This window comes from Bradyrhizobium sp. Leo114 (assembly GCF_055229415.2).
Genome location: NZ_JBUYEN020000022.1, coordinates 1 through 23504, shown reverse-complemented (window position 1 = coordinate 23504; position 23504 = coordinate 1). Strand labels below are relative to the sequence as shown.

The following is a 23504-nucleotide window of genomic DNA, read 5'->3' as shown; positions in this document are numbered from 1 at the left end:
GCAGCTCAAGGCTGCGAGCGCCGTCAATTGGTCGTCTCGTGCTTCTCCGCGGCGATATTGGTGCTTGATGACGGCTTCGCCGTCAACTGGTCGCTGCGAAGAAGATCAACCCTCGTGCCATACTCAAATCCGTCGAAGCGCATAGTTTCTTTTGATTTCTGCTGCGAGGAAAGGCTCTCTAAGCTTTTGCTCGCGCGCGGGGGCCGGCGTCATGTTTGCCCTGAGCGATACCGATTTCCCTGCGACAGATGAGAAAGCGCGGTTATGACCTCTGCCACCGTTTATTTCCTGAATGGTCCCAATGCGAATCTCTACGGGCTCGATAAGAACGGAACCTATGGCCGGGAGAGTTTCGTCTCCATCAAGAAGCGCTGTGAAGATCACGCGGCATCACTTGGCTTGACCGTCGATTTCCGTCAATCAAATCACGAGGGCGTTTTGGTGGACTGGATCCAGGAGGCGAGGGAGAAGGCGGAAGGCATCGTCATCAATGCCGCCGGGCTGACTTATTCCTCCGTCCCGATCCTCGATGCCTTGCTCGCTTTCGAGGGCCCGATCATCGAGGCGCATATGAGCAATATTTGGAAGCGCGAGCCGTTTCGTCACCACTCCTACGTTTCGCGAGCGGCGACGGGCGTGATCGCAGGGTTGGGCGCGCTTGGCTATGAATTGGCATTGACGGCGGTGTCGCGCCTGATCGCCGAAAAGGCCGCCCAATGACATCGGAAGTCATGGCGTTCTACAGCGCCTTCGATGACTTCGAGACGTGGCGTGATGCGCTTGCCGCAGAGGGTATCGATCTGCGCCAGGCAGACGACATCGCAGATCCCCTCAAGGTCAGGCAGGCGCTGGTGTGGAAGCCGCCGCATGGCTTTTTCGCCCGCTACCCAAATCTCGGGCTCGTGGTCAATCTCGGCGCCGGCGTGGATGCGCTGGTCGGGCGCGATGATCTGCCGGATGTGCCGATCACCCGCCTGTCCGATCCGAAGATGGCGCGGATGATGGCCAGCTATGTGCTATTCGCCGTGACGCGTCATGCGCGCGATATCGCGGCCTTCGAGCGCGCTCAACGCGAGCATCGTTGGCACTACATTCATCCGCGCGATCCTGAGACCATCACGGTCGGCGTGCTTGGTCTCGGTGAGCTCGGGCTGACGGCGGCGTTGGAATGCGCGCGGCAGGGTTATCGGGTGCGCGGCTGGTCCAACACGCTGAAGTCGGTGGATGGCATCGAGACCTCTGCCGGCCTGGCCGCATTGCCGGACATTCTGGGCGATAGCGACATCCTGGTCTGCATGCTGCCCCAGACGCCGCAGACCCGCGGCCTTCTCGATGCCGAACGGCTGGCGCAGATGAAGCCGGGCGCCGTCTTCATCAATGTCTCGCGCGGCAGCATCGTCGATGAGCCGGCTTTGATCGAGGCGCTTCGTTCGGCTCATATCGCGGAAGCGACGCTGGACGTCTTTGCCTCCGAACCATTGTCACCGGAGAGTCCTTTGTGGGCAATGGACAATGTTCTGGTGACGCCGCATCTTGCATCGGTGGCGCTGCCGCGGTCGGCTGCACGGCAGATCGGCGAGAATGTGCGCCGGCTTCGGGCCGGGCAGGAACTGCTAAGCCGTGTCGATCCCCGACGGGGCTATTGAGCCCGGCGCGAACTGGCCGCCAACGGCAAAGGCCTCGCGCGCGTACTCGGCAAATGTCTGCACCGCCGGCCGCAGCGCGTGACGCTTCAGGCGGAGCGCCATGACATGCGTCGGCGGCAGTTTCTCGGTGATTGGCACCACCGCGACGCGGCTGCCATCATAGCCGATAGTGGTGCGCGGAACGGCGTTATGGATCGAATATCCTTGGCCATGCCCGATCAGTCCGCGGATCAATTCGAATGACCGGGTCCGGAACGAGATGCGCGGTTCGATCCCCGATGCCGTGAACAGGCTGGAGAAGTAATCGCGGGAATGGGGCAGATCCAGCAGGATGAACGGTTCGTCGCACATTTCGGTCAGGCTGATCGAAGACCGGGTCGCCAAAGGATGACTGGCCGACAGGACGATATAAGGCGGCAATTCGCAGAACTTTTCGCCGACGATTTCATCGGGGACGGCAAAGGAATAGGACAGCGCCAATTCCGTCCGCCCAGAGATCAGACCGTCAATGATCTCCTGCTGGTCGCCTTCCTCCAGTTTCACCGAGATGCCTGGCTGGCGCGTGCGAAAGCCGGCCAGCAGCCCAGGCATGAAGCGCGTCGCAAGCGTCAGGAAGCTGCCGACCACGATCTCGCCATGCAGGGTACTGCCAAGCGATTGGGCACTTTTGGCAAAATCGCGAGCATGGTTGAGCAGCAGCCTCGCGTCATTCACCAGCCGCTGGCCGGCCGGTGAGAGCGTCACACCCTTCGCGAGGTGACGGATGAATATCTGGATACCGAGTTCCGCCTCCATCTGGCTCAGTGCAGCGGAGATCGAGGGCTGAGAGACGTTCAGGCGCTTGGCCGCCTCCGTCACGCTGCCCGCGTCGGCTGTCTCAACAACGTAACTCAGCGCCCGGAGCGAGAACCTCATCGCATTTTCCTATGTATCTCCAAACATAAAAATATTTTTCTTATGATAGGGCCTCCGGCACCTTGTCGTCCAGTCGAACAGGAGCCGATTAATGATCCGCACGGGTGAAGAGTACAAACAGGGCATTCGCGATGGTCGCGAGGTCTGGGTCGATGGCGAGCGCGTCAACGATGTGACCACTCATCCCGCGCTGAAGCCGATCATCGATATCAAAGCCCGCATGTACGACATGGCGCGGGAAGAGCGCTACAGCGGCGATCTGACCTATGTCGAAGGCAATGAGAAGTATTCGATCTTCTACCGGCCGCCGACGGAACAGAAGGACTGGCACGACAAGATCAAGGCTGTCGACCATGTGATGAAGGATATCGGTGGCGTCGTCACCCGCGTGGGCGACGAGACGATCGGCGAGATGTGGTCGCTCACCGACGGGCGCGACGTGCTGGCCGAGATTGATTCGCGCTTCGCCCCCAATATCGACCGGCATATCCGCGCCGTGATCGAGAAGGACATCTTCCACGTCTCGGCCAATACCGACCCGAAGGGCGATCGCTCGCTGCCGCCGCAGCAGCAGGATCCCGACCTGATGGTTCACGTGACCCGCGAGACCGATGCGGGCATCATCATTCGCGGCGCGAAATATGAAACCGCGGCCCCCTATGCCGATCAGGCCTATCTGAAGCCGACCGTCGGCGCCTGGGCGAATGAAAAGTTGTCCGACTACGCGGTGGGCTGCATCGTCAAGATGGGCGCGCCGGGCGTCAAGCATATTTGCCGCTCTGGCTTCGCCAATCGCAGCAGCGCCAAGGATTATCCGCTCTCCAACCGCTTCGACGAAGTCGAGGCGCTGGTTGTGTTCGACGACGTTCTGATCCCGTGGGAGGACGTATTCTTCTATCGTCATACCCGTGCGGCGCAGTTCGTGCGCTCGACACTGCACCGTTATTCGGCATTCCCCTATGTGCTGCGGCTGCTCTACACGGCTGACATGATGATCGGCGCGGCGATGTGGAATGCCAAGCAGACCGGTCTGGACAAACTGCAATCGGTGCGTGAGAAGCTCGCCGATCTCGTTTGCTATCGCGAAGGCATCAACGCGCATCTCACCGCCTCGATCGCTATGGCGGAGAAGAGCCCCGGCGGTCTTCTGATGCCGCAGCAATCGATGCTCTATGCTGGCCGCGTGTTTGCCTGTTCGCAGCTTCCGGCGATGATGCACATCGCCCGCGAGCTGTGCGGCGGGCAGATCTGCATCACGCCGAATGCCGATGCGTTTGAGGCCGAGGGTAGCGGTAAATGGCTGAACAAGTTCTATTCACTCAATGAGCAGTGGCAGGCCGACGATCGCCGCAAGCTGCTCGCTTTCGCGCGCGATCTGCTGAACTCCGACTATGCCGGCCATCGCCTGACCTTCGTGCAGTTCGCGCAGGCGCCGCACTTCAATCATCTGGCGGCCGTCTACAACAGCTTCGACTTCGCCGGACCGCTCGACTTCGTGAAGAAGTCGGCGGGTCTGTCGGACCGTATCGACGGGGGACAATCGTGAGCCGCGCGTCGCACGACATCGTCGCCGTCGATGAATTTCGCGCCGCGATGCGGACGACCGCGTCGGGCGTCGCGGTGGTGACGACGGATGGTGAGGCCGGCCGGGCCGGCGTCACGGTCTCGTCGTTGTGCTCGCTATCGATGGAGCCGCCGTCGGTGGTGTTCAGCGTTCACCGCGACAATCGCGGCCTCGCTCTGCTGCTCGCCAACGGCGTGTTCGTCGCCAATGTTTTGTCCGATGCGCAGGAGCGTGTCGCCAACAGCTTCGCCGGGCTGATCCCCGAATTGCGTGACAACCGCTTTCTCGCCGGCGAATGGTCAGAACTGCTCACCGGAGCGCCAGCGCTCGATGGTGCGTTGTGCAATTTCGATTGCCGCGTGGCCAGCCTATTCGATTTCGGCTCGCATCGCATCGTCACCGGCGAGGTGCTGAGTGTCCGCAAACAAGCTGCGCGTCCTTTGCTCTTCTGCGATCGCACATTCCGTCGTCTCGCTGCCGCCTGAGGATTTGGTTCATGACCCATCAGCGTTTCCGCAAGTTCAATACCAAAGATGCCTATCCCGAGCAGAGCCTCGACAACGATGTCTGCATGGTGGTGCGTGCCAACAACACCGTTTATGTGCGTGGCCAGACGGCGATGGATCTCGACGGCAAGATCGTCGGCATCGGCGATGCCGCTGCGCAGACTGAAAATGCCATGTTTTGCGCCAAGGTGCTGCTTGAAGAGGCAGGCTCGGGTCTGCAGGACGTGGTGAAGATCGTCATCTACATCACCGATCGCGCCTATCGCGAGCCGGTCTACCGGGTTGTCGGCAAGTGGTTGAAGGGCGTCTATCCGGTTTCGACCGGAATTATCGTTCAGGGGCTCGCCAAGCCCGAATACTTGATGGAAATCGACATCATTGCGGAAATTCCGACGTAGCACTGTGTCGATCTTCGACGCCGAAGTATAGCTACGATCATTCTGAAATCAGATCTTTCGAATGAAAGGTCAACGGAGTTCCTTGCGCTGGAAATACTTGAAAATATTGTCGAATTCGTTCGCTTGGCATGGTGTTTGCTTTTCTCTCGGCGTCATAATTCTTGTGAGGTTCCGAGATGAAGCGCGCCTTGAAGCTTACTGCATTGATGTTGCTGTCGACGCTCGCGATCGGCGCGCAGGCATCCGCCCAGGAGAAGCTGGTCGTCAGCACCTGGGGTGGAAGTTTCCGCGATCTGATCGATGAAGCGATCGCGAAGAAGTTTACTGCCGAGACCGGGGTCAAGGTCGAATACATCACCGGCGGCACGATCGACCGGCTGAATCAGGCCAAGCTCGCCGCGGCCAAGCCCGAGAGCGACGTCACCTTCACGACGGCCCATGTCGGCTGGCTCTATGCCAACGACAATCTGTTCGAGAAGCTCGACACGGCGAAGATTCCGAATGCCAGCCATCTGGTCGAGCAGGCCAGGATCAGTCCGTACCACATCGGCGCCTGGGCCTATGTCTACACCATCGGCTATTTGCCTGACCGGCTACCCAAGGGCGTCAGCTTCGATAGCTGGGAAGGCCTGTGGAATCCTGCACTCAAGGGCATGATCTCGTCGCCGGATTTCGACCCGAGTCATGTGATGGTCGTCGCGGCCAAGCTGTCGGGCGGTGATGCTGCGAATTGGGAAGTCGGCGAAGCCAAGATGAAGGCGCTGAAGCCGAACTACAAGGCATTCTACACCAATGACGCCAACAGCCAGCAGCTATTCGCCACCGGTGAGACGCCAGTCCAGGTCGTGCTGTCGATGAATGCCTATTACATGCAGAACCAGGGCGTGCCGATCAAGCTCGTGATCCCGAAGGAAGGCGCGGTGCTCGGTGTCGACACCATGGCCATCACCAAAGGTTCGACCAAGGCGGAGCTGGCCTACAAGTTCATGAACATCGCCCTCGATCCGGAAGTGCAGGCCAAGATCGCCGAACTGAAAAAGGGCAGCCCGGTGGTCGACAATGCCAAGCTCAAGCCGGAGATAGCCTCTTTGACCGGCGTCTTCTCCACGCCGGATCAGTGGGCAAAACAGAGCCTTGTGATCGACGCCAAGCTGCGCGCCGAAAAGACCGGTACCTGGCGCAAGTGGTTCACCGAGAACATCATGGCTCCATAACATGGTCCTGGTCGCGATCCGGCTGATACTGCCGGATCGCGCTCCATCGCTTTGAGTTTGCCCACGTCGAGTTTGTCCATGAACACACGTCCGTTTCTGGGTTGGTTCGTTTCGCCGGCCGGCCTCGTCGCCGTGGGCCTGATCGCGGCGATGCTGGCCGTCTTTCAGTATAGCGTCCGGGCCTATATTCCCGGCTCGCTCGAAGTCGGTGGGTTCACGTTGCAGAATTTCGCGGCCATGCTGCGGCCGCTCTATGCTTTGGCATTCTGGAATACAGTGTTGTTGTGTTTCGAGACTGCGGTGTTCACGCTGATCCTGGCCTATCCGTTGGCTTATGCGCTGGTGCGCACCAATAGTCCGGCGCTGCGCTCCTTCATTCTGGTCGTGTCGGTCACGCCGCTGTTTCTCGGCGAGGTGGTGCGGACCTATTCGTGGATGATCGTGCTCGGTAACAAGGGCTTTCTGAATACGCTGCTGCTCAACCTTGGTCTGCTGGATCGTCCGGTGCAGATGATGTTCACCGCTGGCGGAGTGGTCGCTGCGCTGGTGCATGTGACCATGCCGATCATGGTGATCATGCTGGCCGCAGCGCTCTCGCACATCGACCGCAACTACGAGAAGGCCGCCGAAAGTCTCGGCGCCGGTCCGGTCCGCGTTTTCCTCACCATTACCCTGCCGCTGTCGATGCCCGGAATTGTCGCTGGTTTCTCCACGGCCTTCGCGTGGACGTTCAGTGCTTTCGCGACTCCGCAACTGATCGGCGGCGGGCGTGTCAGTACGGTGTCGACGCTGATCTATCAGCTCGGCTTCTCGTCCTTCAATTTTCCCTTTGCTGCCAGTCTCTCCATCATTGGCCTCGCATTATCGCTGGCCGTGATCGCCTTGCTGAAGAAGGCCGCGAGCCCACTCGAACGTATGGCAGGCACGACATGAAGCGCTCTCCCGGCACCCTGCTGCTTCGATGGTCGGGACGCATGCTCATCGCCGCCATTCTCCTGTTCGTGCTGCTGCCAGGCATCGTAGTGGCGATTTCGGCCTTCAACGACCGTGCGATCTTGTTGTTTCCCCCGCAATCATGGTCGCTGCGTTGGTTCTGGCGCGCGTTCTCTTATCCCGATTTCGCTAAGGGCTTCTGGAATGGCTTGACGGTGACGGTGTGGGCGTCGAGCATCGCGCTGGTGGTCGGCTCGGCCTTCGCCTTCGCCATTCACCGCTACAAATTCAGACTCAGGAATCTTCTCGAAGGCATTTTGCTGTCGCCGCTGATCATCCCGCACTACACAATCGGCCTCGGCGTTCTCATCCTCGCCTCGCAGACCAATCTCGGGCGCGGCTTTCCACTCGTCATCTTCGCCCATGTGGTCATGGTGCTGCCGTTCGTGATGCGCAGCACTTACATCTCGCTGCAGAATCTCGACATCCGGCTCGAACTGGCGGCGTCCAGCCTTGGCGCCACGCCGCTGCGGATCCTGTTCACCGTGACGATCCCGCTTTTGATTCCGGGCTTGCTCAGCGGCTGGCTATTCGCAGCAATTCTATCGTTCAACGAATTCACGGCGACTCTGTTCGTCAGCAGCCAGGCCACGCAGACGCTGCCGGTCGCCATGTACAATTACGTCCGCGAATTCGCGGATCCCACACTGGCCGCCCTGTCGGTCATCTACATCGCCGTGACCGCGACCTTGCTCACGATCGCCAATTCCTTCCTGGGCCTCGGAAAAATCCTGAATGTTGATGCGCACTAATCAGATGGCTGCCAATACGTCAGTCGCCGCAAACGAAAAAATCCGTCCGGCCGTGCAGCTCGACGGCGTCACCAAGCGCTTCGGCGATTCCATCGCGTTGCATGAGGCCTGGCTGAAGATCGGGTCGAGCGAGTTCATGACCTTGCTGGGACCGTCGGGTTGCGGAAAGACCACGCTGCTCAATCTTGTTGCGGGCTTCCTCGAAGCGGACAGCGGCGAGATCTTTATTGAAGACGCCCTGGTCACCGAAACGCCGGCGCACATGCGCGAGATCGGCATCGTGTTTCAGAATTATGCGCTGTTTCCGCATATGAGCGTCGCGAAGAACGTCGCTTATGGACTGAAGACCCGCGGCGTCGACAAGAAGGAGATGGCGCGCCGTGTCGACGAAGCGCTGGCGCTGGTCAAGCTCTCCGGTTTCTCAGACCGCAAGCCCCGGCAATTGTCGGGTGGTCAGCAGCAGCGCGTTGCGCTCGCGCGTGCGCTCGTGATCAGGCCGAAGGTGTTGCTGCTGGATGAGCCGTTCTCGGCGCTCGACAAGAATCTGCGTGGTTCCATGCAGGTCGAGCTCAAGCAGATTCAGCGTGAGCTCGGCGTCACCACGATCTTTGTTACCCATGACCAGGGCGAGGCCCTGTCGATGTCGGATCGCATCGCGGTGATGTCGGCCGGACGCATCCGCCAGATCGCCGCGCCTGACGATATCTATCGTCGTCCCGCCGATCGCTTCGTCGCGTCCTTCGTGGGTGATGCCAACGTACTCAACGGTCGGCTCGTCGAGCGGAACGGCGATGCCGCGGTGGTCTCGATTGGTGATGTGCGCGCGAGCGTTCCTGCAGCATCACTTGCGGAAGTATCGATTGGCGGTTCCGTAGATGTCTTCGTACGGCCGGAACATCTTTCCGTGACGTCGCGAGGGGCATCGGGATCGCTGCCTGGCACTGTGACGACGCAGGTGTTCCAGGGCGGCCATGTCGATCTCTATATCGACGCGCCAGGTAGCGCGCGCGATCATATTTTGCTGCGGTCGCCGGGTATTGCGGCGCTGTCGTCCTGTCCGGTCGGAGCCGAGGTCGGATTGTCGATCGGCTCCGCCGACATCGTGGCGTTTCCGCCGGGCGAGGCGCCGTGAGGCGTCTGCGTCTAGAACGACGGCGCCGCGCCCGGATTCTTCGCGCGTGCGACATAGTCTTTTTGCTGCGGCCGATAGCGCTCCCACAACGCGCGCAACTCGCCGATCGGCGCGTCGTGCCAGTCGATACGCAGGTCGACGACCGGCCAGTCGAAGATGTGAGCGACATGCAGACCCGCCGCATGCTCGTCGTCAGTCTCACCGCCGGCGTCGAGGCCGGCTTCCAGCGCCGACATCAACCGCTCCGCCAGTGGCTGGCCAGCGGTCGCCTCGAACCGCGCAATCATTGTGCTGGGCACCTTGTCGTCGGCGAGCAGATTGCCGAGCGCGAGGCAGCCAGCGCCTTCGGCAACTGCCGCCGTGGCCAATGCCTGAGCGCCGGAATGCCAGGCCACCTGACCGTAACGATCGATCACGCCGACCTGTCGCCATGCTGGCTGCGGTGTGCCGAGTGTGAGGCTATTGAGAACGGCAGCGGCACCGAGGCCCTGACGCAGCAGCGCAAGACCGGTCGGGCCGAGCGCCGGGTCGGTCACATTCTGCGACACCACGAGGCCCAGAGGCCCGACCCACGCGCAGCGCGCCGGCACCGCGATACTGGACGACGTGATGGCGATGCCGAATGCGCCGGTCTCCGGACAACGCGCCGAGATAGAATAGGTCATCGTGATACTCCCGTATTCGTAAAAGTAATGGTAGTATAGATGATCGAAAAGATAGCTCAAATACTTTGCGAGCTAATCAGTATTGAAAGTATAAGCTCGAATTCCAATCTCGATATCATCAATTATATCGAGCGGATACTTACGTCATCGGACGTGCCGGCGTGTCGCGTGCCGTCGCCTGACGGACGCAAGGCATCGCTGCTCGCGACCATTGGTCCGGCGGACCGAGCCGGTGTCGTTCTGTCGGCACATACGGACGTTGTGCCGGTGGAGGGGCAGGCCTGGACCGTGCCGCCATTTGCCGGGGTCATCCGTGATCAGCGCGTCTATGGTCGCGGCGCGACTGACATGAAGGGCTTTCTGGCTGTCGTTCTCTCCGCCGTGCCGAGTCTCAAGGCGGCGGCTCAGGCCGTTCCGGTGCATCTGGCGTTTTCCTATGACGAGGAAGTCGGATGCCGTGGCGCGCCGGATCTGGTGCGTGCGCTGATGCAGTCCGTCGCGCCGCCGGCGCTCGCCATCGTCGGAGAGCCGACCGCGATGCGCGTCGTTCGCGCGCACAAGGGCAAGGTGGCGCGTCGCTTGACGGTGATCGGGCGCACCGGCCACTCGGCGATGCCGCATCGCGCGGCCAATGCCGTCGATTCCGCGGTGGCGATCGCTCATGCGTTGCGCGGTTTCGCCGATCAGGAGATCGCACGCGGCGGCGATGCGGCCTTCGACCCGCCATTCACCACCATTCATGTTGGATCGCTGCATGGCGGCAGCATGGTCAATCTCGTGCCGGAACGCGCCACGCTGGAATATGAGATCCGCACCATGCCGGGCCGTGACACTGGCGAAATCCTTGCACGGATCGATGAGTTGGTTGCGCGCGAGCGTGACCGACTTCGTGACAGCGCGCCAGAGGCCGACATTATCTCCGAAGAACTGTCGGCCTATCCCGGCCTGGATACCAGCGCCGATGCGCCTGCGGCACGTCTGGTTGCGCGACTTGCAAGCGATACGTGTCCCGCAACGACAGTGGCATTCGGCACCGAGGCTGGCCTCTACGCGGAAGCGGGCATCCCGACGCTGGTTTGCGGACCCGGCGATATGGCGCGCGGGCACAAGGCCGACGAATGGATCGGTTTTGATGAACTCGCAGCGGCGGGCGCGATGATCGACAGGCTGGCCGTTCTGCTAGGCCGGCCGCGTGCAGACTGGATGCGGGAATGAACAACGGAGTTTTGACAATGACGTCCACCATGCAGGCCATCATCGCAACGCAGGCGGGTGGTCCCGACGTGCTGATGCAGGTCGCGCGACCCGTGCCCGTGCCCGGTCCCGGCGAAATCCTGATCGAGGTTGCCGCAGCCGGCGTCAATCGTCCCGATCTGATGCAGCGGAGCGGCGCCGTCCCGTTGCCGGCAGGTGTTACCGATGTGCTCGGCCTCGAAGTTGCAGGGCGCGTTGTCGATGGCGACGCCGGCTTGCGCGGTCAGGCGGTTATGGCACTGGTCAAGGGCGGCGGTTATGCGCGCTATTGCCTTGCCAAGGCATCGCATTGTCTGGCTGTGCCCGAGGGCCTGACGATGGAAGAGGCGGCAGCCCTGCCCGAGGCGCTCTTCACCGTCTGGCACAATCTGTTCGAGCGCGGCCGGCTGTCGAAGGGGGAGGCCCTACTGGTGCATGGCGGCGCCAGCGGCGTCGGTACGATTGCGATACGCATGGCCATCGCTCGCGGCGCTACGGCCATCGCGACGGTCGGCAGCGACGCCAAGAAGAAGGCAGTCGAAGCGCTGGGCGCCACCGCGATCAATTATCGCACCGACGATTTCGTTGCCGCAGCGCGCGGTGTCACCGGCGAGCGCGGCGTCGATGTCGTGCTCGATATCGCGGGCGGTTCTTACGTTGCACGTAATCTCGACGTGCTGGCGCCGGGCGGACGCCATGTCAGCCTGTCCTTCATGCAGGGTGGCGTTGTTCCGATTGATCTTGGGCTGGTGATGCGGAAGGGGTTGTATCTGACATCGTCGACGCTGCGACCGAAGTCGGACGAGGAGAAGACGGCGATCGCCGCCGTGCTTCGGGCCGAGGTGCTGCCGCTGGTCGCGTCTGGCTTGGTGAGGCCGCTGATCTGGCGGCAATTGCCGCTCAGTGAGGCCGCACAAGCCCATCGCATTCTGGAAGCCAACGAGAACATCGGCAAGGTGTTGCTGCTGCCGACGGGAGACGCTCATGAGTGATGTCATCGAACTGTTTTATGCGCCGACATCGCCCTATGTCCGCAAGGTCATGGCCTGCGCGATCGAACTCGGCATTGCTGATCGCATCGTACGGTTGCCAAGCGCCGCGCATCCGTTGAAGCGCGATGAGAGGATCGCCACTTTCAACCCACTCGCCAAGGTCCCGGCCGCAAAACTGGCGGACGGAACGCTGCTATTCGACAGCCGGGTGATCTGCGAGTATCTCGATGACCTCGGAAATGGCTCGTTGTTTCCGCGCGGGCCGCAACGTTGGCAGGTCCTCACCGAACAGGCCCTCGGTGACGGCCTCCTCGATGCCGCTCTGCTGACCCGCTACGAGAACACCTGCAGAAGTGATGAGCATCGATCGGCCGACTGGATAGACGGCCAGATGACCAAGATCGCCGCAGCACTCGACCAGATGGAAAACACGGTCGCTGAATTCGGCGCACGCATCAGCATCGGTAGCCTCACCATCGCCTGCGCGCTTGGCTATCTGGATTTCGGTTCGCGTCATTCGACTGGCGCACAACGCGGCCGGCGCTGGCCGTTTGGTTCGAAACCATGTCGCTGCGTCCGTCTTTGCGAGACACGTTTCCAGCGGATGGATGATTGAGACATTCGTCTGGAGCATGCCTCCGCATGCTTCATCGAGCCGTACAAGGCATGATACCGGAGCTATCGAAAATGGCGATGACCAAACCCTCTCTCAAATTGACACATGACGGCGCGCTCAAGGCGTTGGCTGGTGCCATAGCCAAAGCGGAAGAGCTTAACGCACCGCAGAACATTTCGATCGTCGATGACGGCGGCAACCTGCTGGCATTTGTCCGGATGGATGGCGCCAAACTGCTGTCCCGGGAGACCTCGATGTCCAAGGCCATCACCGCGGCTTCGCATCGTCAACCGACGTCGCGACTCGATCCGGCCAATGAGATCAAGCTTGCCATTGCAGGTGGGGGCCGACTCACCAACCTCGAAGGTGGACTGCCAATCATTATAGGAGGCCAATGTGTCGGTGCGGTCGGCGTGGGGTCTGGCACCGGTGCACAAGACGTCGAAGTAGCCCGCGCCGCATTGGCGGCGATCGGAGCGGAGGATCAAAAGCCATGAAACCGTGCGAGGCGAACCAGGTTCTGCCTCGCTCAAGGTAATAACAAAACCTAGTCACCTGAATGTTTTCGATACGGTCAGGCCGGACGCCTTGATCCTGTTGCTGCGCTGATCGGCAAAGGCAGCGACGGGATATCGACCATATTCGCTGATTATGGTCCGTTTTCATTCGCGCTCGTTGCGTTTTGGCGTCGTTGTTTCTTGTACCAAACTGGTGCGACCCGTGGACATTCGTCACAAAGGTCGTGGATGAGCGTTGAAGGGTTTCCGCCATTGCAGGAGAAGCGGAAGTGACCTGTTCAAGCTGTTTTTGCTCTATAGCGAATGACGAATCCTGCTAGAGCCCGAACGGAGGTCACGCCGGCAGGCCTGCCAGCCGCAGGCCGGTTTCGAACTGGACGAGATGCTCCGGCCGCCGGATCGGAAGCCAGTCTGTGAGGCGGGTGGCACGAAACGTGGGATCCAGCTTCCGCAAATGTTCGACCGCGATGTGCGCCTGCTCGGTCCGACCAGCGAGCGCGTGACTTGCAGCGATGATGGCCGCGGCCATCAAAAAGCTGGGCAATTGCCTGAAGGATTGTTCGGCCCAGGATGCGGCCATGTCAAACCGCCCTGCAAATAAATGAGATAGGGCCATGCCTGCCTGCATGCGGAACATCTCCGGATCCAGCGGGCTGAAACGCATCGCGCGCGTAAAGAACTCGATTGCAGCATCGGGGTCACCGCGCTCCGCTCTGAGAAAGCCTCCCAGGAACCAGGCCGACGCTAGGTTCGGATTGAGCACCAGCGCCTTGTCGACCAGCGTGATCGCGCCCTCCACGTCGCCAGCGAGATGGGCAAGGGCATGTCCGCCCCTGGTGAGCGCGACAGCGTCGTCCTTGCCCAATTCCACCGCAAGGCGGGCCAGTCGAACGCCTTCCGCGATTTCCTGTGCCCGGTCGGTCATCCAGCCATTTACCTTTCGCCAGAAATGACACCAGGCCGCCATTGCGTGGGCAGAGGCAAACTCCGGATCGAGCTGCATGGCCTTGTAGAACAGCGGCAGCGCCTCGTTCATTGCCTCCCGCGTGCCCCGATGCAAATGAGGCATGGCACGCAAATAGTTGTCGTAGGCACTGAGGCTGCCGGTCGGCTTCCGCCTCGCACGATCGATCTCCGCCCGCTCGAGCTGCGAGGCGATCGCTCCGACGATGCTGGTTGCGATCTGATCCTGAAGTTCAAAGATGTCGTCAAGCGTCCCTTCGAATCTCTCGGCCCAAAGATGGGTGCCTGTCGCCGCATCCACGAGCTGGCCCGTGATACGAATCCGGTTTTCGGACTGGCGCACGCTGCCTTCGACGACGTAACGCACGCCAAGCTCGCGTCCCACCTGCTTCTCGTCTACCGTCTTGTCTTTGTAGGTGAAGCTCGAGTTACGGGCGATCACGAACAGCCAGCGAATGCGCGACAAGGCGGTGATGATGTCCTCGACGATGCCATCGGCAAAATAGTCCTGCTCGACGTCGCCACTGAGGTTCCGAAATGGCAGGACCGCGATCGATGGGGAATCCGGCAGGGTCAGAATGGGTCCGAGCCTTTCGCCTGCGTTACTTGAGTCCATGACCAAAGCGTTCGCGGGCAATTTTTCTTCGGCAATCTTGCCGACGAAGCGGATGCCCCTGCGTGCAACCGTCCGGATCAGGCGCTGCTCCTTGCCGGTGTCGCCGATCGCCTTGCGCACCGCATTGATGTGGCTCGTCAGCGTCGACTCGGAGACGATCCGTCCTTCCCACACGGCCTGCAGCAGATCGTCTCTTGTTACGACCTGATCCCGGTTCTGGACCAGAAAGAGCAGCAGATCGAACACCTTCGGTCCAATGGCTATGAGCTCGGAGCCTCGCTTGAGTTCGCGCCGGTCGGGGTCCAGGCAATAGTCTTCAAACGAGAACAGCACTTCCGCGCTCCCCTTGGACAAGAAGCCAAGCAAAATTCAACCGCAATTCAAGACGCCTACAAGGCCTTTCCGGCCGTAGGGGCGCATTCTCATCAGGAGCAGGGCCATTGGTGGCCACCAAATCGAGGAGCGTCATGAAGATTGTTGTTGTTGGCGGCACCGGCCTCATCGGAACGAAGCTTGCGAGCAAGCTGCGTCGGAAGGGCCACGAAGTGATTCCAGCAGCTCTCGGCAGGGGCGTCAACACGATAACGAGCGAGGGCCTCGATAATGCACTTTCCGGCGCTGAAATTGTCGTCGACGTCGCGAACTCTCCCTCGTTCGAGGACGACGCGGTTCTGAGTTTCTTCGAAACTTCGGGTCGCAATTTGCTCGCGGCTGAGGCTGCCGCCGGCGTGCGTCTCCATGTCGGGCTGTCCATTGTCGGGGCAGACCGGCTTCCGGAATGCGGTTACTTCCGTGCCAAGCTAGCGCAAGAAAATCTGATCAGAGCTTCGAAAATTCCCTACACGATCCTGCGCGCGACGCAGTTCTTCGAGTTGGTGGGCGCGGTCGTCGATTCCTCCACGGATGGACAAATCGTCAGGCTGTCGCCCGCTTTGTTTCAGCCCGTGGCATCGGACGACGTTGCCGATGCGCTGGCCGACGTCACGCTCGCAGCTCCAATTAACGGCATAGTCGAACTGGCCGGTCCGGAGCGATTCAGCCTCGATGAATTCGGCCGGCGTTACCTGACGGCGACGAAGGACCGCCGCAAGGTCGTCGCCGACATCCACGCCCGCTATTTCGGCGCGGAACTAAACGATCGGTCTCTTATGCCGGGCAACAACCCCTGGCTCGGCTCGGTGCGTTTCGAGGACTGGTTGAGAAGGCTTAGCCAGTGAGAAGAACGAGCGACGAACGCTCTTCACGTGCCTACATCATGCGAGCATGAAATCATGAGCAAGCCTATCTTGCGCGATCCCTCGCAGGAGGATCCGCCGGTCGAATCTGAGGCGCGCCAGGGCACCCAGCCCACCGCCGACCGGCATTCTGCCGATGCGGAAATGGCGCGTGTTCTCAACACGGCTCCGCTCCGTATGGCGTTGGACCCCTCCGGTGGCGGGATCGCCCACTGGAAACACGAACCACTGCACGACGTCGTCCAGCCCATGACCGATCACGTCATCATGGCTTACAACGGCTCGATTCAACGCATGGGGCGGCGGTCAGGAAGATCGGCTACGATTGGAACGTTTCGTCCTGGGGTTGTGATAATCATTCCGGCCGGATCAAGCTCCCGGTGGGATATTCCGAAACCTGTCGATGTCGTTCAGCTCTATCTTCCGCACACAACGCTCGATCGCGTTGCACGCGAAGCCGATACTGCCACATCGGTCGATCTTCTGGAGCGAACGGCGCATCCCGACCCGATTACATCCCGATTGCTCTTGAGCGCGGCCGACGTCCTGGAGGGCAATGGGGCTCTGGATAGGTTGTTCAGGCATCAACTGACAGACCTCCTGGCCACGCGCATCCTGGTCGCGCACACCGGCTCGCCAAACACGTTCCGGCCAACCTTGGGTGGGCTTTCGCCGAAGGTCCTGCTCCGTGCCATCGAACGCTTGCGCTCGGACAGCGATGCCGACGTCTCACTGGCTGCACTGGCTGCAGATGCCGGCCTGTCGCGCTTTCACTTCTGCCGTGCCTTCAAGGAAAGCACCGGACTTTCACCTCACGCCTGGCTGCGCCAACACCGGCTCGAGCAGGCAATGAACATGCTTCGCGACACCGACGCGTCGATCGTCTCGGTCGCAGCGGCACTTGGCTACGCCTCTCAAACAGCCTTCGCGGCGGCGTTCAGGCGTTTGACCGGCGAAACTCCGAGCAATTGGAGACGGCGCGCGCGTTAGCAGCAATTCCTCTGCAATTACCTCAATCGCTCGGGGGCGGCTGCACACCTCCTTCGGTAAATCGGCATGTGCACGACCCATGCCGACCTCGTCAACGCTGAGTTGCTCTCGTTCATCGCGTCCCAGCGTCTCTGGTTTCTTGCGTCGGAAAAACTCAAACCACAGGAGTAGGTCACATGCGACTTGTCATCATAGGCGCCGGCTTCGCCGGCATGTACGCAGCGCTTTCCGCTGCCCGGCTGCGCGACATCAGGGGCGCTTCACCTGAAGAACTCGAGATCGCGCTGATCGCGCCGGACCCGAGGCTGGTCATTCGCCCGCGACTTTACGAGCCGAAGCCAGAGACGCTGACCGCGCCTCTGCTGGAGGTCCTCGAAGCCATCGATGTCGTTTACGTGCAAGGCAGCGCAGAGACGGTCGACACCAAGTCTCGCACGGTGGAAATCGCCACCGCAAAAGGTGCGAAGAAGAACCTCTCTTATGATCGGCTGGTCGTCGCCACCGGCAGCCGGCTGTTCCGTCCGAATATTCCGGGCCTTGCCGAACACGGCTTCAGCGTCGACCAACTCGACGATGCGATGGCCCTCGACCGGCATCTGCACAGTCTGGCCGATCGGCCGGCAAAGAACGGGCGCGACACTGTCGTCGTGGCCGGCGGCGGGTTCACCGGCATTGAGGCGGCAACGGAGATGCCTGCGCGGCTTCGCGCGATTCTCGGCAAAGATGCCAGGCCGCGCGTCATCATCGTCGATAGGAACAGCGCAATCGCTCCCGACATGGGCGAAGGCCCTCGGCCGCTCATAGAGGAGGCATTGCGCAAACTCGGCGTGGAGGGTCGGTTCGGCGTCGGCGTCGCCGAGTTGGACAAATCCGGGGTCACGCTTTCGAACGGCGAACGCATCGAATGCGGGACCGTGATCTGGGCTGCCGGCATGCGTGCGGCTCCATTGACCACGCAGATCCCCGCCGAGCGCGACAATTTCGGCCGGCTGCTGGTCGACCGCGATCTGCGCGTGCTGTCGGTGCCCGGTGTCTTCGCCACCGGCGATGCCGCTCGCGCAGCGTGCGACGATGTCGGCAACTATGCGCTGATGTCGTGCCAGCACGCTACGCGGATGGGCGCCTTTGCGGGCAACAATGCCGCCGCTGAACTCTTGGGAGTTCCGACTATGCCGTACCACCAGAAGGCATACGTCACCTGTCTCGACCTCGGAGAAGCCGGCGCGCTCTTCACGCGCGGCTGGGACCGCAAGGTCGAGATGGTTGGCGACGAGGCAAAGAAGACCAAGCGGGAGATCAACACCGTCTGGATCTATCCGCCGCGCGCCGAGCGCGCCGCTGCTCTGGCGTCGGCTGACCCCGAGCGTGTCACCGATCTCTGAACACCCAACCAGCATTGAAGCGCTTCCCGCGCGGGAAGCGTGGCCCGCCCAGGATCGAGCACCAAGATCGAACGCAGGAGATGAATCAGATGATCCACAACACTCAGCAGGAGACACACATGAGCCTAGATATCACCGCACACCCCGTTAGATCGAAGCCCGACGAATTGGTTCCGTCGCGCTACGCGCTGAAGGTCGGCGAGATTGACGTGCTGGTGGTCAGCGATGGGGTACTACCGCTGCCCACCAAAATGTTAGGACACAACGCCGACCCGGCCATCCGGGCGGCCTGGCTGAACAACATGTTCCTGCCGCCGGACGCTTTCGACTGGGCGCTGAATGCGGTCGTGGTGCGTAGCGGCGGTCGAACCATCCTCATCGATGCTGGACTAGGGGGCGACCCGGACTTGCACTTGCCGCGGGCCGGGCAGTTGGTCAAGCGACTGGACGCCGCCGGCATCGATCTCGCGTCCGTGACCGACGTGGTGCTGACCCACATGCATATGGATCACGTTGGCGGGCTGCTCGTCGAGGGCGTGAAGGAGAGGCTGCGTCCGGACCTGCAGATTCACGTGGCGGCCGCCGAGGTCAAATTCTGGGAGTCACCCGATTTCTCCCACACCGCCATGCCGCCGGGGTTCCCGGACGCGCTTCGGTCGGCGGCCAAGCGATTCGTCAACCAGTACCACAACCATCTGCTTCAGTTCGATGAGGAGCACGAGGTGGCTCCGGGCGTGGTCGTCCGCCGCACCGGCGGCCACACCCCCGGGCACAGCGTGGTCCGCCTGGCGTCCGGCGGCGACGCCCTGACGTTCGCCGGCGACGCCGTGTTCGCGGTCGGGTTCGACCAGCCCGACTGGCACAACGGCTTCGAACACGACCCCGAGGAGGCGGCGCGCGTTCGGGTCCGTCTTTTGCGGGAGCTGGCTGCGACCGGCGAGATGCTGGTGGCCACTCACCTGCCATTCCCGTCTGTCGGTCGGGTCGCGGTGGACGGCGACGCGTTTCGTTGGGTACCGGTTTTCTGGGACTACTGACCGCTTGTTGGCTTAAATCCGAACTAGGGCGCGTGCTCATAACGTAAAGAGTTCACGCCCTAGTTTGCGCGCTGCTGATTGCGGTCCGCGACCCAATTTACTTCCCGTTCCGATCACGGGCCGATAGTTCAGTCGGAGTGGGGCGGAACGCTGTGAACCGCGCCTTGTGCGTGAGCCTCAGCGATCGCTTCAAAGTTGTCACGCCGGACGTCCCAGCGGACCTCACGGTGCGCGCTGCCGTTACCCGTGCAACAGAAACAGACGAGATTGCAGCGGGCATTTCGGTCGCAACCTCGATAGGGGCAAGTTTTGTGGATACGGGCACCTGATGGCGTTGCGACCAATCCAGCAACATCTCGACATAAATCTGCATCCGCCGAGACAATCCGACACGAATTGTTCTACGCGAGCAAAGCTCTCGTTCTAACGGAGTATCTGCCAGCCGTCGCCGAAGCGGGAGTCCGGCTTACAAAAGAGCGCAGGGTGCAGAATGATAGCTATTACCGAACGCAGGCGCATGAGGATCGCTACCATCGCGGCATTGCCGCCACGGGAAACGTCGTTGCCAGGCGCGAGATACCAATCAGCTCGGAAGTCGGCGGTTTGGCCGTCACCGAAGTGAGGATCGGCTCAGGGGCAGTCGACAACGTTGAAGTCGTACGGGGAGTGGATGCCGGCGATCGCATCGTGACCCAGGGCGCCGGCTTTCTGAACGACGGCGACGTAGTGAACGTCAAAACCGCGACCGTTAGAAATGGTGCCGTGCGATGAAAAAGCGCCTACGATGCCGCCATCGATGCTGCCGACGAAATTGGTCTGGCTGTCGTCGACGACATTCGCGATCATCGTGGTTTTCGCGCCCGTTGGACTGATGCCGGGCATTCCGGGCCAATTCTTCAAGGCCTTCTCGGTAGCCGTCTGCAGTTCGGTGTTCTTTTCCCTGATCGTCGCACGTCTTCTCACGCCGTTGATGGCGGCATTCCTACTAAAGGCAACCGGCAAGGAGCACCGTGAGCCGGCGTGGGTGCGGCACTACACCCGAATGTTGGATTGGACCCTACGCCATCGATGGATCACGATCTTCGCGGGCGTGGTATTCTTCATAGCCTCGCTGTCGCTCGTTCCATCTCTTCCCACCGACTTCATGCCGGCGTCCGACCGAGGCCGCACGATACTTACTGTTGAACTGGCGCCGGGTGCGACGTTGCAGGAAACCGACTCTGCGACACAGAAGGTCGTGTCCCTTCTAAGAGCGCAGCCGGAAGTGGCGTCCGTCTACTCGGCGCTCGGAACGGATGTCGACGCTATCCGGACCGGGCGACCTCTCGACATCGGTCGGCGAGGTAAGAAGAGCGACGATCACGGTCAACCTGATCCCAAGGGCGAACAGAGTTCTTTCGCAGCAAGCGTTCGAGGCCTCGATTGGCCGACACCTGTTGACGGTTCCCGGCGTTCGGATACGTCTCGGGGAGGATGGATCGTCCGGCGCGAGGATCCAGCTATCGTTGTTGAGCGACGATCCCGTAGCGCTGGCAGACGCGGCGAGGCAATTGGCCCAGGACATGCGTGCTACGCCCGGATTTCATCGCGCGAGGGTGACAAGCAGCGTCGCGAGACCCGAGCTGCAGATCGTGCCCAAAGGGGATAAGGCGGCGGTTCTTGGGGTCTCCACGGCGACACTCGCGAGAACCGTGAACATCGCCACCGTAGGCGATATCGAACAGAACCTCTCCACGTTCAGTCTGGGCGCCAGACAGATACCCGTCCGTGTGTTGTTGAACGAAAATGCGCGCACCGATCTTTCTCGCCTGTCGCTTCTTCAGGTGCCGGCCTTTGAGAAGTCGGTGCCGTTATCGTCGGTTGCCGACATCATCTTCGGTTCGGGCCCGGTCCAGATCGAGCGGACGGATCGCACGCGAAGCGAGACGATAGAGGCGGAATTGAGCGGGCTCACCGTTGGGGAAGCCGAACGTTTGGTAGCGAACTTGCCGTCGATCAGGGGACTGCCAACAGGGGGCGTTTACAGGCCGGCAGGGGACTCCGAGCGCATGCAGGAGTTGTTTAATGGCTTCAAGCTTGCGGTGAGTTCGGCAATCGTCCTGCTCTTCGTCGTTCTTGCCCTCCTTTTCAACGGCTTCGTTCAGCCTGTCACCATCCTGACAGCTCTCCCTCTGTCCATTGGTGGCGCGCTCGGCCTACTGCTTCTGACACGAACGTCGATATCGATGCCGGTGCTGATCGGCATCCTGATGCTGATGGGAATCGCGGCGAAGAATTCGATCCTCCTGGTCGAGTACGCGATCGTCGCCCGGCGCGACAGCGGTCTGGATCGTGCGCAGGCCCTCTTGGATGCAGCTCGCAAACGAGCCCGGCCGATCGTGATGACAACGATCGCGATGAGCGCTGGCATGCTGCCGATTGCACTAGGTATGGGGGCCGATGCAGAACGGCGCGCACCTATGGCAATTGCTGTGATCGGAGGGCTATTTAGCTCAACAGTTCTCAGTCTGGTGTACGTCCCTGCCTTTTTCACGGTCATGGACGATCTGCAACGCTGGATCACGAAACGCGTCGAAGCAACAAAAATGAAAATGGCTTGATGGTCGGATGATCTGATCTCGACGCAACGACGAATGATAAAGATCATGTTTAGGCGTGGGATACTCATCTTGTGGATTATGGGATGGCCACTCTTGACCGCAGTCGTAGCCATGACGCCTGCTTCCGCGCAGCAGGGATTCGATAATCTGGCCGGCTCATGGTCAGGTGTGGGGTCGATGAAGCCCAAGGATGGACCGCGGGAACGTGTCCGCTGCAAGGTGGACTACGCAGTTAAAAACGAGGGGCACTCCGTGAAGATGAATGTGCGCTGCGCGAGCGATGCTTACAAGATGGAGCTGAGTGCCAATATTGATCAGAGGGTTCAGAACTTTCGGGTAACTGGTTTGAAAGCCAGTACCGTCAGGGAGGCAAGATTTCGGGCCAAAACATTGATGGTCTCATCGATGTGGAAAATCGAGAGCGATACGATCACGGCATTGCTGGCCGTTCGCACAAAAGAAAACCGCCAATCGTTTGCGATGGAATCGCCGGGGGCGTGGGTTTCACAAGTCTCGATTGATCTTCTTCGAGATACCCGATGAATCGCCTGAGGTCCGACAGGCACGCCCTGCTGCGTCGTGAGCGTCGGCACATCGTGGGGCTAGCCATGACGCCTCGCAGTTTTGTCCAGGGGAAAGCGCGGAAACAGGGTTGTCTGCCGGTTCAAACGCCGCGCGCCGAAGAACGATCAGTTCGCGGCGGAAAAAATTCCGCGAGGGCGGCGCGGCTATAACCCAGGTTAAGTGAGTGCGACCGCATCAGCGCGGATCGACCTGACATGAGCCATAAGAACTTCGCATCGCACGCTGCGTTGTCCAGTCCAATCATGGCATCGCGCAGCGGGGACATTCCGTGGGCAAGATCGTGCTTGTGGTTGACCGAGTTTCTATTCCTCGGTCGCAGCGAGCGCGATCGGCGCGGAAGAACCAATTGGCAACCGGAGGTTTTCGCCAATAGCCTGACGCGAAAGTCTGGGATGTTCGTCAGGTCGAACGAGGAAAGGAGGCACCAATGATCGCCAGCCATACCAGGAACAAGGAAAGCGAAGCGCACACCACCACCGATCACGAACTGATCCGCGATTGGGTGGAAGAACGCGGCGGCCATCCGGCAACGGTCAAGGTCACCGAACAGCACGGCGCTGCCGGAATCCTGCGCATCGACTGCGCGCCGAAGGATGAGGCACTTGACGAGATTGGTTGGGACGAGTTCTTCCGCAAGTTCGATGCGTCTGAACTGGCGTTCCTTTACCAGGATGTGACCAGGGAAGGTAGGCCGAGCCGGTTCCACAAGTTCGTGCGCCGATCGCCTGGCAGTAGCTAAGAACGGATCCGGTAGGCCTGGATGGGGACAAGGCGTAACTTCCCTGTTTGGCTTTGCGCCTGCGGAACTGGCGCCGAAGCGGCTAACAGTCTGCTGAAAAACCTTAAAATGGAGAGTTTTCGCCTTCTCGGCGGTTGTTGTTGGAGCGGCGGGGTGGGCGGTTGGATTTTTAGCCTGTTGTTAGGGGCACCCTGACGCGAGGCGGCTAAACGG

General features: G+C 60.9%; 25 protein-coding genes and 1 pseudogene. 23 read left to right on the top strand and 3 right to left on the bottom strand.

Features of this window, described 5'->3' with window-relative positions; genetic code table 11:
• Positions 1-264: 264 nt before the first annotated feature.
• Positions 265-720 (top strand): type II 3-dehydroquinate dehydratase, encoded by a 456-nt coding sequence (locus ACZIRK_RS25300; RefSeq protein WP_130224074.1) that lies wholly within the window; start codon positions 265-267, stop codon positions 718-720.
• Complete coding sequence (locus tag ACZIRK_RS25295; RefSeq protein ID WP_463328281.1) at positions 717-1646, top strand: 2-hydroxyacid dehydrogenase; 930 nt, start codon at positions 717-719, stop codon at positions 1644-1646. Before ACZIRK_RS25300 ends, ACZIRK_RS25295 begins: the two co-directional genes overlap by 4 nt.
• Here the strand turns inward: ACZIRK_RS25295 and ACZIRK_RS25290 are convergent.
• A complete protein-coding gene (locus ACZIRK_RS25290) occupies positions 1614-2561 on the bottom strand; it encodes a LysR family transcriptional regulator (protein ID WP_463328280.1) in 948 nt (315 codons plus the stop codon). The two genes, ACZIRK_RS25295 and ACZIRK_RS25290, sit on opposite strands and share 33 nt — an antisense overlap.
• Before the next feature lie 91 nt (positions 2562-2652).
• Here ACZIRK_RS25290 and ACZIRK_RS25285 point away from each other — a divergent pair, with 91 nt between their 5' ends.
• The 7 genes from ACZIRK_RS25285 to ACZIRK_RS25255 all read left to right on the top strand — a co-directional run bounded on the left by ACZIRK_RS25285 (position 2653) and on the right by ACZIRK_RS25255 (position 9120).
• Complete coding sequence (locus ACZIRK_RS25285; protein WP_463328279.1) at positions 2653-4107, top strand: 4-hydroxyphenylacetate 3-hydroxylase family protein; 1455 nt, start codon at positions 2653-2655, stop codon at positions 4105-4107.
• The gene (locus tag ACZIRK_RS25280; protein ID WP_456642166.1) at positions 4104-4610 is read left to right on the top strand and encodes a flavin reductase family protein; all 507 of its coding nucleotides are present in this window, start codon (positions 4104-4106) and stop codon (positions 4608-4610) included. Before ACZIRK_RS25285 ends, ACZIRK_RS25280 begins: the two co-directional genes overlap by 4 nt.
• Positions 4611-4621: 11 nt before the next feature.
• Positions 4622-5029 carry a RidA family protein gene (locus tag ACZIRK_RS25275; protein WP_130224081.1) on the top strand — a complete coding sequence of 136 codons (408 nt, stop codon included), beginning with the start codon at positions 4622-4624 and terminating at the stop codon, positions 5027-5029.
• A gap of 176 nt (positions 5030-5205) precedes the next feature.
• Entirely contained in the window at positions 5206-6243 is a 1038-nt protein-coding gene (locus tag ACZIRK_RS25270) for an ABC transporter substrate-binding protein (RefSeq protein ID WP_463328278.1), read from the top strand.
• Positions 6244-6321: 78 nt separating this feature from the next.
• The gene (locus ACZIRK_RS25265) at positions 6322-7176 is read left to right on the top strand and encodes an ABC transporter permease (protein WP_463328277.1); all 855 of its coding nucleotides are present in this window, start codon (positions 6322-6324) and stop codon (positions 7174-7176) included.
• Entirely contained in the window at positions 7173-7988 is an 816-nt protein-coding gene (locus ACZIRK_RS25260; RefSeq protein ID WP_463328276.1) for an ABC transporter permease, read from the top strand. The genes ACZIRK_RS25265 and ACZIRK_RS25260 overlap by 4 nt, the downstream gene beginning before the upstream one ends.
• Positions 7972-9120 (top strand): ABC transporter ATP-binding protein, encoded by a 1149-nt coding sequence (locus ACZIRK_RS25255; protein ID WP_463328275.1) that lies wholly within the window; start codon positions 7972-7974, stop codon positions 9118-9120. Before ACZIRK_RS25260 ends, ACZIRK_RS25255 begins: the two co-directional genes overlap by 17 nt.
• Before the next feature lie 11 nt (positions 9121-9131).
• Here the strand turns inward: ACZIRK_RS25255 and ACZIRK_RS25250 are convergent, their stop codons facing one another.
• Complete coding sequence (locus ACZIRK_RS25250; protein ID WP_463328274.1) at positions 9132-9785, bottom strand: DUF1028 domain-containing protein; 654 nt, start codon at positions 9783-9785, stop codon at positions 9132-9134.
• 39 nt (positions 9786-9824) lie between these two features.
• Here ACZIRK_RS25250 and argE point away from each other — a divergent pair, with 39 nt between their 5' ends.
• From argE to ACZIRK_RS25230, 4 genes are all read left to right on the top strand, one after another.
• Positions 9825-11000, top strand: coding sequence for an acetylornithine deacetylase (argE, locus tag ACZIRK_RS25245; protein ID WP_463328273.1), 1176 nt, complete (start codon positions 9825-9827; stop codon positions 10998-11000).
• A 17-nt stretch (positions 11001-11017) separates the two neighbouring features.
• Entirely contained in the window at positions 11018-12010 is a 993-nt protein-coding gene (locus tag ACZIRK_RS25240; protein ID WP_463328272.1) for an NAD(P)H-quinone oxidoreductase, read from the top strand.
• On the top strand, positions 12003-12626 hold the full coding sequence (locus tag ACZIRK_RS25235; RefSeq protein WP_463328271.1) for a glutathione S-transferase family protein: 624 nt from the start codon (positions 12003-12005) through the stop codon (positions 12624-12626). Before ACZIRK_RS25240 ends, ACZIRK_RS25235 begins: the two co-directional genes overlap by 8 nt.
• A 71-nt stretch (positions 12627-12697) precedes the next feature.
• Positions 12698-13123 carry a GlcG/HbpS family heme-binding protein gene (locus ACZIRK_RS25230; protein WP_130224095.1) on the top strand — a complete coding sequence of 142 codons (426 nt, stop codon included), beginning with the start codon at positions 12698-12700 and terminating at the stop codon, positions 13121-13123.
• 355 nt (positions 13124-13478) lie between these two features.
• Here ACZIRK_RS25230 and ACZIRK_RS25225 read toward each other — a convergent pair whose 3' ends face one another.
• Positions 13479-15056 carry a winged helix-turn-helix domain-containing tetratricopeptide repeat protein gene (locus tag ACZIRK_RS25225; protein ID WP_463328270.1) on the bottom strand — a complete coding sequence of 526 codons (1578 nt, stop codon included), beginning with the start codon at positions 15054-15056 and terminating at the stop codon, positions 13479-13481.
• A 134-nt stretch (positions 15057-15190) separates the two neighbouring features.
• Between ACZIRK_RS25225 and ACZIRK_RS25220 the strand changes: the two genes are divergently transcribed.
• From ACZIRK_RS25220 to ACZIRK_RS25175, 10 genes and pseudogenes are all read left to right on the top strand, one after another.
• The gene (locus tag ACZIRK_RS25220) at positions 15191-15940 is read left to right on the top strand and encodes an SDR family oxidoreductase (protein WP_456642158.1); all 750 of its coding nucleotides are present in this window, start codon (positions 15191-15193) and stop codon (positions 15938-15940) included.
• Positions 15941-15994: 54 nt separating this feature from the next.
• Entirely contained in the window at positions 15995-16948 is a 954-nt protein-coding gene (locus ACZIRK_RS25215) for a helix-turn-helix transcriptional regulator (protein WP_463328269.1), read from the top strand.
• 176 nt (positions 16949-17124) lie between these two features.
• Complete coding sequence (locus ACZIRK_RS25210) at positions 17125-18330, top strand: NAD(P)/FAD-dependent oxidoreductase (RefSeq protein WP_463328268.1); 1206 nt, start codon at positions 17125-17127, stop codon at positions 18328-18330.
• Between the two features lie 80 nt (positions 18331-18410).
• Positions 18411-19367 carry an MBL fold metallo-hydrolase gene (locus ACZIRK_RS25205; RefSeq protein WP_463328267.1) on the top strand — a complete coding sequence of 319 codons (957 nt, stop codon included), beginning with the start codon at positions 18411-18413 and terminating at the stop codon, positions 19365-19367.
• Between the two features lie 137 nt (positions 19368-19504).
• Positions 19505-19696 (top strand): DUF3313 family protein, encoded by a 192-nt coding sequence (locus tag ACZIRK_RS25200; RefSeq protein WP_463328266.1) that lies wholly within the window; start codon positions 19505-19507, stop codon positions 19694-19696.
• A 154-nt stretch (positions 19697-19850) separates the two neighbouring features.
• Positions 19851-20138 carry a hypothetical protein gene (locus ACZIRK_RS25195; protein WP_474418534.1) on the top strand — a complete coding sequence of 96 codons (288 nt, stop codon included), beginning with the start codon at positions 19851-19853 and terminating at the stop codon, positions 20136-20138.
• Positions 20122-20613 (top strand): annotated as a pseudogene (locus ACZIRK_RS25190) (efflux RND transporter permease subunit); the annotation flags it as partial. The gene ACZIRK_RS25195 and the pseudogene ACZIRK_RS25190, both read left to right, overlap by 17 nt.
• A gap of 49 nt (positions 20614-20662) precedes the next feature.
• Positions 20663-21967: an efflux RND transporter permease subunit gene (locus tag ACZIRK_RS25185; RefSeq protein WP_463328265.1), complete on the top strand. Its 1305-nt coding sequence runs from the start codon at positions 20663-20665 to the stop codon at positions 21965-21967.
• 93 nt (positions 21968-22060) lie between these two features.
• Entirely contained in the window at positions 22061-22510 is a 450-nt protein-coding gene (locus ACZIRK_RS25180) for a hypothetical protein (RefSeq protein WP_463328264.1), read from the top strand.
• Between the two features lie 469 nt (positions 22511-22979).
• The gene (locus tag ACZIRK_RS25175; RefSeq protein WP_463328263.1) at positions 22980-23291 is read left to right on the top strand and encodes a hypothetical protein; all 312 of its coding nucleotides are present in this window, start codon (positions 22980-22982) and stop codon (positions 23289-23291) included.
• Positions 23292-23504: the final 213 nt, after the last annotated feature.